The 16,208-nt window shown below is 44.8% G+C and carries 14 protein-coding genes; 9 read left to right on the top strand and 5 right to left on the bottom strand.

Annotated features, from left to right (window positions below; genetic code table 11):
* Positions 1-106 precede the first annotated feature (106 nt).
* Positions 107-1,105: a phage shock protein operon transcriptional activator gene (gene pspF / locus OH455_RS01910; RefSeq protein ID WP_269980137.1), complete on the bottom strand. Its 999-nt coding sequence runs from the start codon at positions 1,103-1,105 to the stop codon at positions 107-109.
* A gap of 216 nt (positions 1,106-1,321) precedes the next feature.
* Between pspF and pspA the strand changes: the two genes are divergently transcribed.
* The 7 genes from pspA to OH455_RS01875 all read left to right on the top strand — a co-directional run bounded on the left by pspA (position 1,322) and on the right by OH455_RS01875 (position 8,745).
* Positions 1,322-1,990, top strand: a complete 669-nt coding sequence (gene pspA, locus OH455_RS01905) for a phage shock protein PspA (RefSeq protein WP_269980136.1) — start codon at positions 1,322-1,324, stop codon at positions 1,988-1,990.
* Positions 1,991-2,161: 171 nt separating this feature from the next.
* Complete coding sequence (pspB, locus tag OH455_RS01900) at positions 2,162-2,395, top strand: envelope stress response membrane protein PspB (RefSeq protein WP_045974392.1); 234 nt, start codon at positions 2,162-2,164, stop codon at positions 2,393-2,395.
* A complete protein-coding gene (pspC, locus tag OH455_RS01895; RefSeq protein ID WP_269980135.1) occupies positions 2,388-2,777 on the top strand; it encodes an envelope stress response membrane protein PspC in 390 nt (129 codons plus the stop codon). Before pspB ends, pspC begins: the two co-directional genes overlap by 8 nt.
* A 133-nt stretch (positions 2,778-2,910) precedes the next feature.
* Entirely contained in the window at positions 2,911-3,942 is a 1,032-nt protein-coding gene (locus OH455_RS01890) for an efflux RND transporter periplasmic adaptor subunit (protein WP_269980134.1), read from the top strand.
* Position 3,943: 1 nt separating this feature from the next.
* Positions 3,944-5,029 carry an efflux RND transporter periplasmic adaptor subunit gene (locus tag OH455_RS01885; protein ID WP_206372578.1) on the top strand — a complete coding sequence of 362 codons (1,086 nt, stop codon included), beginning with the start codon at positions 3,944-3,946 and terminating at the stop codon, positions 5,027-5,029.
* Complete coding sequence (locus OH455_RS01880; protein WP_269980133.1) at positions 5,022-8,123, top strand: efflux RND transporter permease subunit; 3,102 nt, start codon at positions 5,022-5,024, stop codon at positions 8,121-8,123. Before OH455_RS01885 ends, OH455_RS01880 begins: the two co-directional genes overlap by 8 nt.
* Before the next feature lie 61 nt (positions 8,124-8,184).
* Positions 8,185-8,745: a DNA-3-methyladenine glycosylase I gene (locus OH455_RS01875; protein WP_269980132.1), complete on the top strand. Its 561-nt coding sequence runs from the start codon at positions 8,185-8,187 to the stop codon at positions 8,743-8,745.
* 22 nt (positions 8,746-8,767) lie between these two features.
* On the opposite strand, the gene OH455_RS01870 is transcribed toward OH455_RS01875, so the two are convergent.
* The 4 genes from OH455_RS01870 to cls all read right to left on the bottom strand — a co-directional run bounded on the left by OH455_RS01870 (position 8,768) and on the right by cls (position 13,546).
* Complete coding sequence (locus OH455_RS01870; protein WP_269980131.1) at positions 8,768-9,625, bottom strand: lipase secretion chaperone; 858 nt, start codon at positions 9,623-9,625, stop codon at positions 8,768-8,770.
* A gap of 10 nt (positions 9,626-9,635) precedes the next feature.
* Positions 9,636-10,559: an esterase/lipase family protein gene (locus OH455_RS01865; protein ID WP_157634002.1), complete on the bottom strand. Its 924-nt coding sequence runs from the start codon at positions 10,557-10,559 to the stop codon at positions 9,636-9,638.
* A 239-nt stretch (positions 10,560-10,798) separates the two neighbouring features.
* Positions 10,799-12,004, bottom strand: coding sequence for a cystathionine beta-lyase (locus OH455_RS01860; protein ID WP_269980130.1), 1,206 nt, complete (start codon positions 12,002-12,004; stop codon positions 10,799-10,801).
* Positions 12,005-12,091: 87 nt separating this feature from the next.
* Positions 12,092-13,546: a cardiolipin synthase gene (cls, locus tag OH455_RS01855; protein WP_045974383.1), complete on the bottom strand. Its 1,455-nt coding sequence runs from the start codon at positions 13,544-13,546 to the stop codon at positions 12,092-12,094.
* A 404-nt stretch (positions 13,547-13,950) separates the two neighbouring features.
* Between cls and OH455_RS01850 the strand changes: the two genes are divergently transcribed.
* Together OH455_RS01850 and OH455_RS01845 are read left to right on the top strand one after the other, a co-directional pair.
* Positions 13,951-15,381 carry a sodium-dependent transporter gene (locus OH455_RS01850; protein WP_269980129.1) on the top strand — a complete coding sequence of 477 codons (1,431 nt, stop codon included), beginning with the start codon at positions 13,951-13,953 and terminating at the stop codon, positions 15,379-15,381.
* Positions 15,382-15,503: 122 nt separating this feature from the next.
* Positions 15,504-16,199, top strand: a complete 696-nt coding sequence (locus OH455_RS01845) for a TIGR01621 family pseudouridine synthase (protein ID WP_269980128.1) — start codon at positions 15,504-15,506, stop codon at positions 16,197-16,199.
* The last annotated feature ends 9 nt before the right edge of the window (positions 16,200-16,208 follow it).

The raw sequence follows: 16,208 nt of genomic DNA, 5'->3' as shown, positions 1-16,208 counted from the left end.
AGAACAATTGCCGGAGACAAAGCATAATATAACTTTCCATTATGCCTCAAGAACTCAGTAATTTACCATTATTAGTTTGTGGTTTTCAAAATAATACGCCATGTGTTTAGGAGAGATTGGAGAGGTTATACTTTCTAATCATCCCCCTTAGCTGATGATAGCTCAGACCCAGCATATCGGCAGCTTTCCGTTGGTTATACTTACTCTCTTCAAGTGCTGCTTTTAACAGTTCGATATCTTGGCTTTCCTGCCAAACTTTGTAGTCGATCGGAAAGTGATAAGTAGCTTGCTCTGTCGTTGCGCCTGATCCTATCTCAGTGCGTTTGGGTTTCGTTTGCCACTGGGATGCAAAAGGATCGAATATCAAGTTATCAATGGGTACGTCTTGTTGCCCATGCTGATAGACGGCTCTTTCTATGACGTTTTTCAGTTCACGGACATTTCCCGGCCACTGGTAATCAAGTAGTGACCGCTCAGCATTGGGAGAAAAGCCAACGAAGTACTCAAAGCTTAACTCTCGACACATTTTTATGGCGTAGTACTCTGCTAACAGCAAGATGTCTTCTTGGCGTTGGCGAAGCGGTGGTAAATGGATGACGTCGAATGCGAGTCTATCGAGCAAGTCTGCTCTGAACTCTCCCTTTTCAGCCATCATGGGAAGGTCTGCATTGGTTGCGCAAATCAAACGCACGTTGGCATTAAGCAGTTGGTGTCCACCGACACGTTCGTACTGTCCGTACTCAATGACTCTCAGTAGTTTCTCTTGGACCAACAACGGAGCGGTGGCGAGTTCATCGAGGAATAGCGTACCGTTTTCAGCACGCTCGAAGCGCCCTTTGTGACGACCCTTAGAACCAGTAAATGCGCCTTGTTCATGACCGAACAGTTCTGAATCAATCAAGCCTTCACTTAAAGTCGAGCAGTTGAGAGAGATAAGTGACTGGTCCCACCGTTTCGAAAGATAATGTAGGCGCTGTGCAATTAATTCTTTACCCGTTCCTCGCTCACCGATGATCAGAATGGGCCTTTCTATAGCGGCCAGTTTGGATACCTTATCTAGGACCGAAAGAAAAGCCGGTGACTCGCCAATGAGATTCTGTTGCATGAAACCACTCCGATGGTGAAATTTACCTATTGTTAGTTAAATTCATCATAGATTAGATAAAATTACAATGAAATTTTTCTTAATGTATTGTTTTATATGGAAATTATAAGTTGGCACGTATCTTGGTTAGTTCATGAGTAAGTGAAACCTACTATGAACATTAGATGCAATCAATTTGCGACAGTAGTGATTGATTACAGCATAAGGAGCTAAGTTATGGGTATTTTTTCTCGTTTCGCCGACATCGTAAATTCAAACATCAGCGCCCTATTGGATAAAGCTGAAGATCCTGAAAAAATGATTCGTCTTATCATTCAAGAAATGGAAGATACCTTGGTTGAGGTAAGAACAAACTCCGCTAAAGCTATTGCGGATAAAAAAGAGTTGTCACGTAAAGTTGAAGCCCTTGAAGAACAAATCACTGAATGGCAAGAGAAGGCAACTTTGGCTCTGACTAAGCAGCGTGAAGACTTAGCAAGGGCAGCGCTAATTGAAAAGCAAAAGCTGCAAGATGTACTAAAAGGTCTGCATACTGAACAAACGTTAGTAGAAGAAACGATTGCAAAACTCACTGGTGAAATTAGTAAACTTGAGAGTAAAATCACCGAAACTCGAGCTAAGCAGCAGGCTCTCACTATTCGTTCTCAGGCAGCATCAAATAGACGTGATGTGCAAAAGCATTTGCACACTGCGCGTACGTCTGAAGCAATGGCGAAATTTGAGCAATACTCTCGCAAGATTGATGAGTTAGAAGCTGAAGCTGATGTGTACGCTAAGTCAGGAAATTCGAAATCTTTAGATCAAGAGTTTGCTGAACTTCAAGCTCAAGATGAGATTGAGAAAGAGCTCCAAAACCTGAAAAAACAGATGAGCGAAAAGAAGTAATATCCTTCTTCATCCGAGCGCATAGGTCAGGTGCACCACCTGACTTAGCCTAAAGGATCGTTTCATTAAAAAGTATTGAAGTACTTAGTTTTATTTAATTGATTTTATAACAGTTTACGCTAAGCAGAGGATTTGCTGACAGTAAAACTGTTGCCTATTTAGGAGTCGCTTATGTCGTCATTTCTTATTGCTGGACCATTGATTGTCTTCTTGATTTTTGTCGCTCCATTGTGGCTGCTACTGCATTATCGCAGTAAGAAGAAAACAGCAGGTGGTTTATCGGAAGACGATTTTCAAAGGCTACAAACCTTGTCAGAAAAAGCCGATCAGATGCAAAAGCGAGTGAACACGCTAGAGCGCATTCTTGATGAAGAAACCCCCAATTGGAGACGTAGATATGAATAAACGAGAACTGTATCGTGATACTACCAATGGTAAGCTTTCTGGGGTTTGTGCAGGCTTAGCAAACTACTTTGGTACTGAAGTTTGGTTGATTCGAATATTGGTCATATCTGCTGCGCTTCTAGGCGGTAGCTTCTTGGTACTGCTGGCGTATGTAGCGATGACGTTTATGATTGAGAAACAGCCTGCCAATTATGTTGAGTCTCTGAAGAGTGAGCAGGAGCATAAGCTGAAAAGTAAGCCATGGCAACAAGGTCAGACTCCAGGCGCTTTGCTAGAGACGCTTGAGAGAGATTTTGATAGGCTCGAAGGCAACATTCGTGATCTAGAAGCGTATGTAACATCTGACACATTTAAAGTCGACCGAGAGTTTAAAAGTTTATAGCTCATAGTGAGAAGTGCGACTATCTTTTTTCAGCAAATTACTAATTTTCATAATAATTTACTGGTATGTATCTGGCAGTCGGGTAATCATTCATCTATCTTTGTATCTACAAGTGACAAATGGATGTTTGACTATGCACAAGAATCTCGTGCTTCTCGCCATGGCTGCAGCCCTAAGCGGCTGTGGTAAGGAGCTCCCTCCTGTCCCTGAACCCGACTCCAGACCTGCAAAACTCTTTACTGTTTCAGTTGGCAATGCTCAGTTTGAAAGAAATTTTCCCGCCACATCTGAAGCTGGTGACAAAGCCGTTTTAGCTTTCCGAGTCCCGGGTCAACTTCAATCTATCGATGTGCTTTCAGGTCAACCTGTAACTAAAGGTGAAGTACTAGCTTCTTTAAACCCAGACGAATATTCGTTGTTGGCCAAACAAGCTGAGGCGCAATATCGTCTGGCCGACGTTCAATATGAACGTTATAAAAAGCTTCGCGTTGATAAGGTCGTTTCTGAGCAAGACTTTGATCAAGCTAAAGCCAACCACAATTCGGCAAAGGCGACTTTAGAACAAGCGCGCGCCAATCTGCGTTATACCAAATTAGTTGCGCCATATGATGGCACTATCTCGATCATTCCAGCTGAGAACTATGAATATATTGCGGCTAAAGAAGGCGTGATGAACATCCAGACCAATCAGCTGATGAAGGTGCAATTCCAGCTTCCAGATCATTTACTTAATCGTTTCGCGAGTGGTATCAACCTTACCGCTACGATGAAGTTTGATGCTTTCCCAGAGAATAGTTACGAACTCACTTTCCAAGAAGTCGATACTGAAGCCGATCCTAAAACAGGTTCATACAAAGTCACAATGGTAATGGAACGTCCAACCGACATCGGTATTCTTCCTGGTATGGCGGGTGAGGTGCATGTCAAAGTAGATGCAACCGGAGCGACTCGAATCCCTAGTGCCGCTATCTTCGAAGAAAACGGCAAAACCTGCGTGTGGCGTGTCGGTCAGACAGGCGTGGTTGAGAAAGCCGCGATTGTTTTAAACGACAAACGTCAGGTGAAAAGTGGCTTAAATGATGGTGACCGTATCATTATCTCTGGTGTCAGCGGAATTGAGCCTGGTATCAAAGTGAGAGAGTGGGTCAAGGAGCGAGGGTTGTAATATGAAGCACTGGATTAGCCTGAGTATGCTTTCCACAGCTGCAATTCTTGCTGGCTGTGGTGCTGAAAATCAGTATGTGGATTTTGGTTTACCTAAAGTAAAAGTCATGGAAGTAGGCAGTGGAACACAAGGCGACAATTTGTATTTCCCTGCAGTGGCCAATGCCGCAGAACGCTCACATCTCAGTTTCCGTGTTGCAGGAGAAATCAGTGAGCTCAATGTTAAAGAAGGTGACCAAGTTAAAAAGGGTGATGTGTTAGCCAAGCTAGACCCTACGGATTATAAACTGGCTGTTGACAATGCATCGGCAAAGTACAGCGTGGTTGATAGCCAGTACAAGCGGTCGAAACCTTTAGTCGATAAAGGCTTGTTAGCGAAATCTCAATTCGATGAAATTGCTGCAAATCGACAGATTGCCTTTGCAGAGTTGAGGCTAGCCCAGCTAAGGCTCTCTTTCACCGAGTTGCTTGCTCCCGTGGATGGCATTATCTCCCGCGTCAGTGTTGATCAGTTTGAAAATGTTCAGGTTGGGCAGCAGGTTGTTAATATTCATAGCCTCGAAAATGTTGAAGTTCTGATTCAGTTACCGGATCGATTGTATGTCAATCAACCGGATCCCGAAACCTTGTCACGTATTCAAGCTTTGGTGAAAGTACCAAGTGGAAATGAATATTCAGCTTCTATAAAAGAATTCACCACCGAGCCAGACCCTGCCACTGGTACATTTACCGTGACCCTGTCACTCCCTATGCCTGATGAAGAGTTTATTTTGGACGGTATGGCGGTTGAAGTGACGTCTGAAGGTGATGACGTAGGCCTCAGCTTGAACGCTGGTGTATTGGTACCTATTGAAGCTGTGTTCAATGCTGATGGCGACGATATTGGCCGTTCGAACAAATATGTCTGGGTTTTAGACGATGGCAACACTGTTTCTAAACAAGCAGTAACGGTTGGTAAAGTGACCAAAAATGATTTGCAAATTCTTGATGGCCTTGAAAGTCAACAGCAGGTAATAGTGGCGGGCATTTCTCGTTTAAGGGAAGGGATGAAGGTTGAAATCGTACATCAGGAGGCAGGCAATGACTGAGCAAAATAATCAACCGTCTCTAAAAGACGAAGAGATAACAGGTATCGCCGCGTATTTTATTCGCAATCGTGTCATCAGTTGGATGATTTCACTGATCTTTTTGATTGGTGGGGTAGCAGCGTTCTTCGGCTTAGGTCGTTTGGAAGATCCTGCCTTTACTATTAAAGACGCCATGGTCGTGACTTCTTACCCTGGGGCGACGCCCCAACAAGTCGAAGAAGAGGTGACCTATCCGATCGAAAAAGCGATTCAGCAGCTTACGTATGTTGATGAGGTAAACTCGATTTCTAGTCGTGGGTTATCTCAAATCACGGTGACAATGAAGAACAACTACGGCCCAGACGATTTACCGCAAATCTGGGATGAGTTGCGCCGCAAGGTTAATGACCTAGAAGGCCAGTTTCCACCGGGTGTGAATCCCCCTCAGGTGATTGACGATTTTGGTGATGTTTACGGTATTTTGCTTGCTGTAACGGGAGAAGGGTACAGTTACAAGGAGCTACTCGATTACGTCGACTATTTAAGGCGTGAATTGGAGCTGATTGATGGTGTAAGTAAGGTCTCTGTTTCTGGTCAGCAACAAGAGCAAGTCTTCATCGAAATTTCAATGAAGCGTTTGAGCAGTTTAGGTTTAGCTCCTGACACCGTGTTTAATCTGCTGTCGACTCAAAACGTGGTTTCTGATGCGGGCGCCATTCGGGTTGGTAGTGAGTATATACGTATTCAACCGACGGGTGAGTTTGAGAATGTCGATCAACTGGGTGATTTGATCATCACGGAGAGCGGTGCTCAGGGATTGATTTATCTTCGTGATGTTGCCGAAATTAAGCGGGGATATATTGACGTTCCGGACAATATTATTACCTTCAACGGCTCATTGGCGTTGAACCTAGGTGTCTCGTTTGCTCAAGGTGTTAACGTGGTTGAAGTAGGGAAACGTTTCGATCGTCGCCTCGCAGAGCTCAAGTACCAGCAACCTGTTGGTGTTGATATTTCTGAAATCTATAGTCAGCCAAAAGAAGTAGATAAATCAGTGAGTGGTTTTGTTGTGAGCCTCGGACAGGCTGTTGCGATCGTCATTATCGTTCTACTGTTCTTTATGGGGCTGCGTTCAGGTCTGCTTATTGGTTTGATTCTGCTGCTGACTGTGTTGGGCACTTTTATCTTTATGAAGTATTTTGCCATCGATCTTCAACGTATTTCACTCGGCGCCCTGGTCATCGCACTTGGTATGCTGGTGGATAACGCCATCGTAGTGGTCGAAGGGATACTCATAGGGACGCAAAAAGGTAGAACAAGGTTACAAGCGGCCACCGATATTGTCACTCAAACAAAGTGGCCGTTACTGGGGGCGACTGTTATTGCTGTAACCGCATTTGCTCCTATTGGATTATCAGAGGATGCAACGGGTGAGTACTGTGGCACTCTATTTACTGTACTCCTCATTTCTCTCATGCTCAGCTGGTTTACTGCGATTTCCCTGACGCCGTTTTTTGCAGACCTCTTTTTCAAAGGACAGAAGACGAAAGGTGGAGGTGAAGATAGCGATCCGTATAACGGCATGATATTCGTATTGTATAAGGGCTTCCTTGAGTTCTGTATGAAGCGCGCTTGGTTGACGGTTGCTGTAATGATTGTGGGCTTAGTGGTCAGTATCTACGGTTTCACGTTCGTAAAACAGTCATTCTTCCCATCATCAACAACGCCAATATTTCAAGCAGATATCTGGCTTCCGGAAGGGACAGACATTAGAGCAACCAATACAAAGCTTAAGGCATTGGAGTCTTGGCTGTCTGAACAGGATGGTGTTGAGCATATTACGACCACAGCGGGTAAAGGTTTGCAACGTTTCATGCTCACTTACGCGCCAGAGAAGAGTTATGCGGCTTATGGCGAGATCACGACTCGGGTCGAGAACTATGAACAATTGGCTAAGTTGATGTCTGATTTCCGAGCCCACGTCGAAAAAACGTTTCCAGAAATCAATTACAAGCTCAAGCAAATTGAATTGGGGCCAGGTGGTGGCGCTAAGATAGAAGCTCGTCTTATCGGTTCTGATCCGACTATATTAAGAACTATTGCCAAGCAAGTTGAAGACATTATGCATGCTGACCCGGGTGCGACCAACATCCGTCATGATTGGCGCGAGCGTACTAAAGTATTGGAACCACAGTTTAACGAGGGTCAGGCTCGACGTTATGGTATCACTAAGTCAGATGTGGACGAATTTCTTGCTATGTCATTCTCAGGAAAATCAGTCGGTGTGTATCGTGATGGTACAACGCTTATGCCTATTGTGGCTCGGTTACCAGAAGAAGAGCGTGTGGATATTCGAAATATTGAAGGGATGAAAATTTGGAGCCCGGCATTAAGCGAATACATCCCATTGCAGCAAGTAACCCTAGGTTACGACATGCGTTGGGAAGATCCCATCATAGTACGCAAGAACCGAAAACGCATGCTGACAGTGATGGCAGACCCAGACTTGCTTGGCGAAGAGACGGCAGCGACATTGCAGAAACGCTTGCAGCCTCAGATTGAAGCGATTGAACTTCCATCAGGTTATAAGTTGGAGTGGGGGGGGGAGTATGAGTCATCTGGTGATGCACAAGCTTCATTGTTCACAACCATGCCTATGGGTTATTTGTTTATGTTTCTGGTGACAGTGTTCCTGTTCAATACCGTGAAGGAACCACTGATTGTGTGGCTGACCGTTCCACTTGCTATTATTGGCGTGACAACTGGCCTGTTGGCATTGAACACTCCGTTTGGTTTTATGGCATTACTCGGTTTCCTCAGCTTATCCGGTATGTTACTCAAAAACGGTATTGTACTGCTCGACCAAATAGAAATTGAAATGAAGTCAGGTAAAGAACCCTATCTGGCCGTCGTGGACGCTTCTTTGAGCCGCGTACGTCCCGTGTGTATGGCCGCTATTACCACGATCCTAGGTATGATTCCGCTGCTACCGGATATATTCTTTAAGCCAATGGCTGTTACCATCATGTTTGGTTTGGGATTTGCGACAATACTGACACTTATTGTCGTACCAGTGTTGTATCGTATCTTTCACAAAGTAAAAGTGCCAAACTGATTCAACTAACATCGAAAACGCCCCTGACTTTGTCGGGGGCGTTTTATTTAAGGAGAAAGCAATGGATACCACTTGTGCATGGGCGATGAATCATGAGCTTGAGCGTGAATACCACGATAAAGAGTGGGGCGTTCCCGTTTATGACGATAAGGTATTGTTTGAGTTTATTACTTTAGAGGGAGCCCAAGCAGGATTGAGTTGGATCACCATTCTAAAAAAACGCGAAGGCTACCGACAAGCCTTTGAAGGTTATGATCTGGATATATTGGCAGCGTATGAGGATGGGCACGCTGAGCATATTGTTGAAAATTATGATGTGGTTAAGCACAGAGGCAAAATTAAGTCCGTGTTCAGTAACGCGCGAGCCGCGAAAGAATTAATTGAAGAATACGGTAGCTTATCACACGCCTTATGGCAGTTTGTGGATGGCAAGCCTAGGGTCAATCAGTGGCAAGAGATGAGCCAAGTGCCAGCCTCGACAGAGCAGTCAAAAGCCATGAGCAAATTCCTGAAAAAGAAAGGCTTCAAATTTGTGGGCGAGACCATTTGCTACGCGTTTATGCAGGCGGTTGGCATGGTCGATGACCATCTGGTGAGTTGCCCTAAGAAACCCAAGTATTGACGGCTTAGACGCAACCTATGACCTACAAATTTTGATCATGGATGCGTTCTAATGCCTCGATTCTTCGCCATTGCACAGAGTCGAAATTTTGCTCTCTCAGATATGCGATTTGAGATTGCTTGTCATCGTCCGATAAGGTGTTGTCAGATAGGATTACGCTTCTTTGCTGCAAGTAGCTGTCGAGCTGAGTATTAAACTTTTCACGTTTGGCGTCTAGTTTATCAAGCCTCTCTGCAGCTTCTTCCCCTACTAACTCTACGCGCGTCAAATGTTTGTTTTGTTCATCCATTTGAGCCGATTGGTTAAGCCCGATAATGAGCTGATTGTTGCGTTCTGCTTGCTGAATGTAGTCAGGTTGGTCGGCTAAGGTCTCTTCTAACCATTGCGCTTGTGACTCCGCATCCAAGTTTTGATTGGCTATCGCGAGTTTATCGATCGCGAGCTGGCGTAATCTATTTTCTTCACCAAACAATGTCTGTATCTGTTCGTCAGTAAAATACTGGCTTTGTAGCGCCATAATCTGCCGATGCAATTGTTCTAGATCGGCTAGGGTGATTTTAAGTGAGGTAAAAGACTCTAAAGTTGCAAGTTCGGTTTTGTATTGTAAATAGGTCTCGAAGAGTGCTTCATCGACGACTAGACCTTGTTGGTGTTTAGGAAAGCTTTGTATCTGAGCTTTAATTTGGTCTAACTCTTGTTCACCTAAGCTGCTTAGCGCGTAATCAAACAAGTCTCGACTTGAGGAGGTGTCGATCTGGGTATCTCGTTGAGATTGTGATTGGTTTATCACAGTTTCGCCGTCTTCTTGATTGACAAAATAGACCGCTCCAAGACTCATCGAGGCGATCATCACTGTTGTTATTAGAGCGGTCTTTTTCATCTTGTCGTTCCTATAAACCTTGAAGTTTCAGGCGATTGGCATGCTGGCGATAAAGGGTAACAGGATCGGTTTCGAATAAATGGTGGATACCTAGCAAGCCGTTGATCTCGTCCAAATGATTCATTTTGTAGTCGTCACGAATAACCTGACCTAAGTGAGTGCTACAAGCCCCAACCAGTCCATCATTAGGTTCATTGAATGCTAAGCCTAGAATGGTCATTGCGGCATCTGTTGGGTCGAAGATATTGGTAAAGGTAGAAGAACCTGTCCAAGAGTAGTAATAGACTCCATTATCAGCGAGTAATTCACCGTTGCCACATTCAGTAGTAGGAATGCCTTCAGGGTAGTGTTGGTTGAACGCAAGTGAACCTTCAGTCGTCAATGCATCCAATGAAGCAAGAGGATCTTGGTCGAGGTCGCCACCACCAGACAACAGATTAATCAATGTCGTTAGTCCTTCGGCTAGTTTGACTGCCAAGGCCTCCAACCCCGATCCTTCCGGTACGGTACCACGAACGAGATCAGCGACTTTAGAGCCTTTGTTGACACCGCCGATACTGGTGACAGAAGCGACAAGATCAGGTCTGACAGATGCCACGTAACGCGCAGTAGGACCACCGTGGCTATGTCCGACTAGGTTCACTTTTGCTGCGCCTGTTGCTGAAAGTAAAGTTTCCACTTGTTCAAGCAACTGCTCTCCTCTAACTTCCGAGCTATTGGTCGCGGAAACTTGGGCGACGTACACCTTGGCACCATCTTTGGTCAATGCGTGAGGAATACCGTAGAAATAGTCAACGCCTGCCAAAGTATCAAAGCCGAATAACCCGTGAACTAGCACGATGGGATGTTGAGTTTGAGTGTAACCACTCGCACCGGATGCGCTGGTTGTTGCTGATAGCCCTAAACTGAAAATACAGAGCACAGCAAGTATCAGTTTGTGTTTCAAAATTAGCTCCTTCTGGTTTGACCTCTGATGAGTAACTAAACAGTAGAGCAGAAACTGATCTATACGAAATTTGAATGGATAGTAAGCAATAGAATTGTGAATTGGAGATACAAAACAACACAATCAATTAACATATTAATAACATTTTTAATTGATAAAATATTCAATAATATCATTGATTTAAAAAAAAAGCCCCTGAGTCAGGGGCTTGATTGAATTGGCTAGCGTTAAGCCGTCGCGGACTGCTCTAAAATGAGTGAGTTGTAGCGTTCAAAACCTCGCTCAAGGTCAGCGATCAGATCCTCAACATTCTCCAAACCGATATGCAGGCGGATCAACGTGCCATCAAAGTTTGGATTGGCAATGGTTCTCAAGCTGTTGAAGCTTTTCGGTTCGTTTGCCAGAATTAAGCTTTCAAAACCTCCCCAAGAATAGCCCATGCTGAAATGCTTCATTCCATCAAGTAGTGCTGTAGTAGCCCGTGGGTAGCTGGTTTTGAGTACAAATGAAAACAGGCCATTACCGCCATTGAAATCTCGCTGGTAAAACTCATGACCGGGACAGCTTTCTAAAGCTGGGTGTCGCACGTGATCGACTTCAGGTCGACTTTGTAACCACTTGGCAACCTTAAGGCTATTTTCAGCATGTTGGCGAAGTCGGACATCTAGTGTGCGGATACCTCTAAGCCCTAAATAAGCATCATCCGGCGACACACATTGACCCATCAGGTAGCTTTGCTCACGCAGTTGATCCCAATGCTTTTCGTTGGCGATGGCAGTGCCTAACATTACATCTGAGTGACCAACAATATACTTAGTCGCCGCTTGAATAGAAATATCAACACCGTGCTGAAAAGGCGAGAAATTCACACCAGCAGCCCAAGTGTTGTCGAGCATCACAATGATGTCATGTTCGTGAGCGATCTTGGCTAAGGTTGGAACGTCTTGCACTTCCATAGTGATAGAGCCAGGTGATTCTAGAAAAAGTACTTTGGTATTAGGCTGAACCAAATCGCGAATACCTTCTCCAATCACAGGGTCGTAATAGGTGGTTTCTACTCCCATCTTCTTCATGATCTTGTCACAGAAGTCGCGGGTTGGTTCATAGCAGGTATCAACCATAAGAATATGATCACCCGACTCGACAAAAGAGAGAATCGCGTTTGAAATCGCCGCTGTACCACAAGGGTATAAAGCACAACCTGCGCCGCCTTCAACTTCAACCATTGCATCTTGGAAAGCAAAATGAGTGTTGGTGCCGCGACGACCATAAAAGAGTGTTTTGTTTGCGCGGTTAACGGTTGCATGGTGTTTTTCAGCAACCGTATTAAACACGACAGTAGAAGCTCGTTGAACGGGGGGATTAACGACACCATTGGTCCATTTTTCATCACGACCTGCGGTGATGAGTTTTGTTTGCTTGCCTTCTGACATTGGAAGTCCTTACCTGAAAATGCGTTGCTCTATTTAAAACATGGCAACGCATGAATAGCAAGAGGGGCAAGAGTAAGAAATAACAGATCACAGAAGTGGGTTAAATAGGTAGTAAGTACGCTCTAAGAAACGTGAATATAGAGAGCGCTTTTTCCATTCCTCTAACTTCACTTGATGGGAGGTTTGCATATAATTCTCTTGAAGCCAATACATCTCTTTAGTGAATGCTTCGTCATCGATAGCCAATGTGAGCTCAAAATTAAGCCAAAGGCTGCGCATGTCCATATTAACGGTTCCTACTAAACAGAACTGTTGGTCAATAACAACCGATTTGGTATGCAATAGGCCACCATAAAACTCGTAAATTTCTACACCAGCTTCCATTAACTCAGCATAAAACGCCCTCGAAGCCCATTGGACCATCAGTGAATCGTTTTTGTGCGGGATAATCAGTTCGACGGAAATGCCTCTTTGCGCCGTCATTTTGAGGGTTTCGAGTAGATCTGCACTGGGGACGAAATAGGGAGTGGTTATCCTCACGGATTGATTAGCCTGATTAATCGCGAGTGTCAGCACCTGTGAAATCAGATGCTCAGGCATCCCTGGCCCAGAAGGAACAACTTGCACTGGATGTTGAGGTTCATTTGGATCCAGCCGGCATTCAGGTAGCTGAGGGAGTGAACGAGAACCAGTTTCCACTTCCCAATCCCAGCAGTGGATAGCAGAAAGGACATTTACGGTTGGGCCAGTGACACGGACCATCATATCGATCCATTGCCCGACGCCTGACTCTTGTTTGAAGAAAGCTGGATCAACGAGGTTCATTGAGCCTGTATAGCCAATATTGTCATCTATAACGATGATCTTGCGGTGTTGACGGAGATCGAGGCGACGCAGAAAAATACGCCAAGGACTTACTTCCAATGCTTGCACTACTTCCACACCAGCGGTTTGCATCATCTTGAGCCACGGACTGCGGAAGAAGCGTGGGCTGCCTGCTGAGTCGAGAAGCAGTTTGACGTCCACTCCACGCTTTGCAGCCCTTATTAGTGCGGAGGCGACTGAATCAGCAAGCCCACCCGGGTGCCAGATGTAAAAAACCATTCGTACGCTTGTCTGCGCACTCTCAATATCATTAATGATGGAGTGGAGTATTTCAGTAGGCGAGCTCTGAAGAGACAGTGTATTGCCACTCAAGGCTGGCAGGCCCAAGCGATTGTTGCACAACTCATCAATGCGATAGATGTGGCGTCCAAAGGTCTTAGTATCGTGTGCATGGCATTCATTAAGACTGGAAAACCATTTAGCGAAAGGAGCAAACATCTCTTTTGCACGTTCTGCTCTTTTCCGCCCGAGATTCAATTCACCAAATAGGAAGTAGCATCCGACCCCAACAATGGGAATGATGTAGATGATCATTAGCCATGCGAGAGAGACGCTAACGGCTCTCCGTTTCAGAACGACGCGCAAAGTCACTCCTGCAACTAGAATCCAGTAAAAGACAATGCCTGCTAATGTGAGGAAGTGATAGAACTTTTCCATTCAATTTCCTGAATAAATCAATTGGTTGTGCGTAGTGGATGGCTAGCTTAGATATTAAATCCAGTTCACAGCGCCGACAACAAAATTTCGTTGCTAAATGTTGTTATGAGTAATGTGACATAAGTGGTTAGATAAATATCAGGAATAGAATTATTATGTTATGAGAATGTAAATTGTAGATAAAAGAGGAGGGTTTTGATTAAAAAAGCAGCGTTTAAGCATGCTACACCGTGTCGTGGTGGGAATTTATACTTTTTGGGGTTTCAATTTTACTCCCAAACTGCTTTACTTGCCACAATGTTAGGGTCACTCAGAATTCTAAAAGGTGTAAACAAAATTGCACACTCAACTTTTCGACGCCTAACCTAGCAAACACAACTAATGAATTTATTAATGGAGTAACCGTGGCTACCAGTACAAGTGCAAAGCCCCGTGATACATGGGGGTCTAAATTAGGCTTCGTAATGGCCGCAGCAGGTTCTGCTGTGGGTTTGGGCAATATATGGAAGTTTCCTTACACAGCAGGTGAGAGTGGCGGCGGTGCGTTCGTAGCTATCTATCTGATTTTTGTTATTTTTATAGGCTTTAGCGTTATGTTGACAGAGTTCGCTATTGGCCGTAAGACAGGTCTATCTGCAGTCGGTGCGTTTAAGTCTACCGATCGTCGTTGGACATTTGCTGGCGTCATCGGTGTTTTCAGTGGCTTGCTTATCATGGGTTTCTACCCAGTAGTAGGTGGTTGGGCACTGGCGTACATCTTTAAAGTTGGTGGTGGACTACTCAATACTCCAGAAGCGATCGGCGATAGTTTTGGTGGTTTTATCTCTGACCCTTTCCAGCCATTGATGTGGATGGGTATTTACCTGATGTTTAACATCGCTATCGTAATTAAAGGTATTTCTGGCGGTATCGAAAAGGCGGGCAAGATTCTGATGCCTCTGCTATTCCTCATCCTGATCGTTGTATCGGTAAAAGGCTTAATGCTGCCAGGTGCAATGGCCGGTTTAGAGTTTCTATTTATGCCAGATTTCTCTAAAGTGGATAGCAATGTCGTATTGGCTGCACTAGGCCAGGCGTTTTTCTCACTAAGTCTCGGTATGGGTTGTATGATGACATACGGTTCTTACCTGAAGAAGAAAGAGAATCTAGTACAGACTACCGGTATGGTTACAGCAATGGATACGGGTGTTGCTATTCTAGCTGGTGTGGCCATGTTCCCAGCGATGTTCGCATTTGGTATGGAGCCCGCTGCCGGTCCTGGTTTAGTGTTTGTTGTTGTTCCTCAGCTGTTCGCTGAAATGGGTGGTGTTATTGGCCTTATCTTCGCGCTGCTGTTTTTTATCGGTCTCACTGTTGCAGCATTAACATCGTCAGTTTCATTGCTTGAAGTAGTGGTTTCTTACCTAATCGATGAGAAAGGTATGAAACGACCAACAGCGGTAATCGCAGCCAGCTCGGTCATGGCGGCGCTGTGTGTGTTTGCTTCTCTATCTCTGAATGGTGTAGGTCCAACTCTGTTTGGTACAGGTGCATTCGACATTTTCGACTTACTGACTGACAAGATCTTCCTAGCTGTTGGCGGTATGTTGGTATGTATTTTTGCGGGCTGGCGTCTAAGTCGTGCCGAGCTTGAGAAAGAAATCACTAACGACGGTAAAGTACCTTTCCCTCTATTTGGTCTATGGTACAACCTAGTGAAATTCGTTATTCCTGTTGCTATCGCAATCGTTGCTTTCATGGGCATTAAATCTGGCTTCGATAGTGGCAAAGGTGAAATCATGTTACTGGGTATTGGTATCATTGCGCTTGCTGGTCTCTTCTCTAAGAAACTGTAACGCTGAATCCAGACAACAGCATAATCGGGAAGCCAGTATGGCTTCCCGTTTTTATTTGCTTATCTACTCATGGAATTCAATCGCATAACAGGTATACTCATGCGTCCAAAGTGGAGCCCTCTATGTTTGATATCGTTTTTTCTCACTCAGACTTTGTCGTCATTAACAAACACCCCAATGTTTCAGTTCATAAAGATGATGGCGAAACCATGTTGCTACATGAAGTGGCATTATTTACTGGAGATGAGCAACTTTACCTTGTGCACCGATTGGATAAGATGACTTCTGGGCTTCTTTTGCTTGCGCGCAACGCTACGGCGGCAAGTGAGTTATCGGCACAATTTGCTCAACGTCGTGTGGAGAAATTCTATTTGGCGATTGGTAGTAAGAAGCCTAAAAAGAAACAAGGGCTTGTCAGTGGTGATATGGAGCGTTCGCGTCGCTCGGCATGGAAACTGACCAACTCTCATTCAAATCCTGCGATCACGCAGTTTCTTTCAGCTAGCGCGGAACCGGGAGAGCGTTTGTTCTTGTGCAAGCCCCATACAGGTAAAACGCATCAAATCAGGGTAGCACTAAAGTCGGTCGGTTCACCTATCGTCGGTGATGCGATTTATACCCCCGCCAGTAAATCAGACCGAGGTTACCTCCATGCATTTGCGCTTGAATTTGAGTTTCATGGAAAAACATTCCAGTTTGTCTGTGATCCTAGAGAAAGTGCTCTGCTTGGAGAAAAATGGCAGCAGGAAAATGTCAGCCAAGGCATTAATGCTTGGTTAAAACCTTGGGATCTTTCATGGCCGAAAATCAAAAAATAACAGGAACCA

This window comes from Vibrio sp. T11.5, from assembly GCF_027587155.1.
Classification (GTDB): domain Bacteria; phylum Pseudomonadota; class Gammaproteobacteria; order Enterobacterales; family Vibrionaceae; genus Vibrio; species Vibrio neptunius.
Note: the sequence above shows the minus strand (reverse complement) of the source record. Positions and strands in the feature narration are given on the sequence as shown.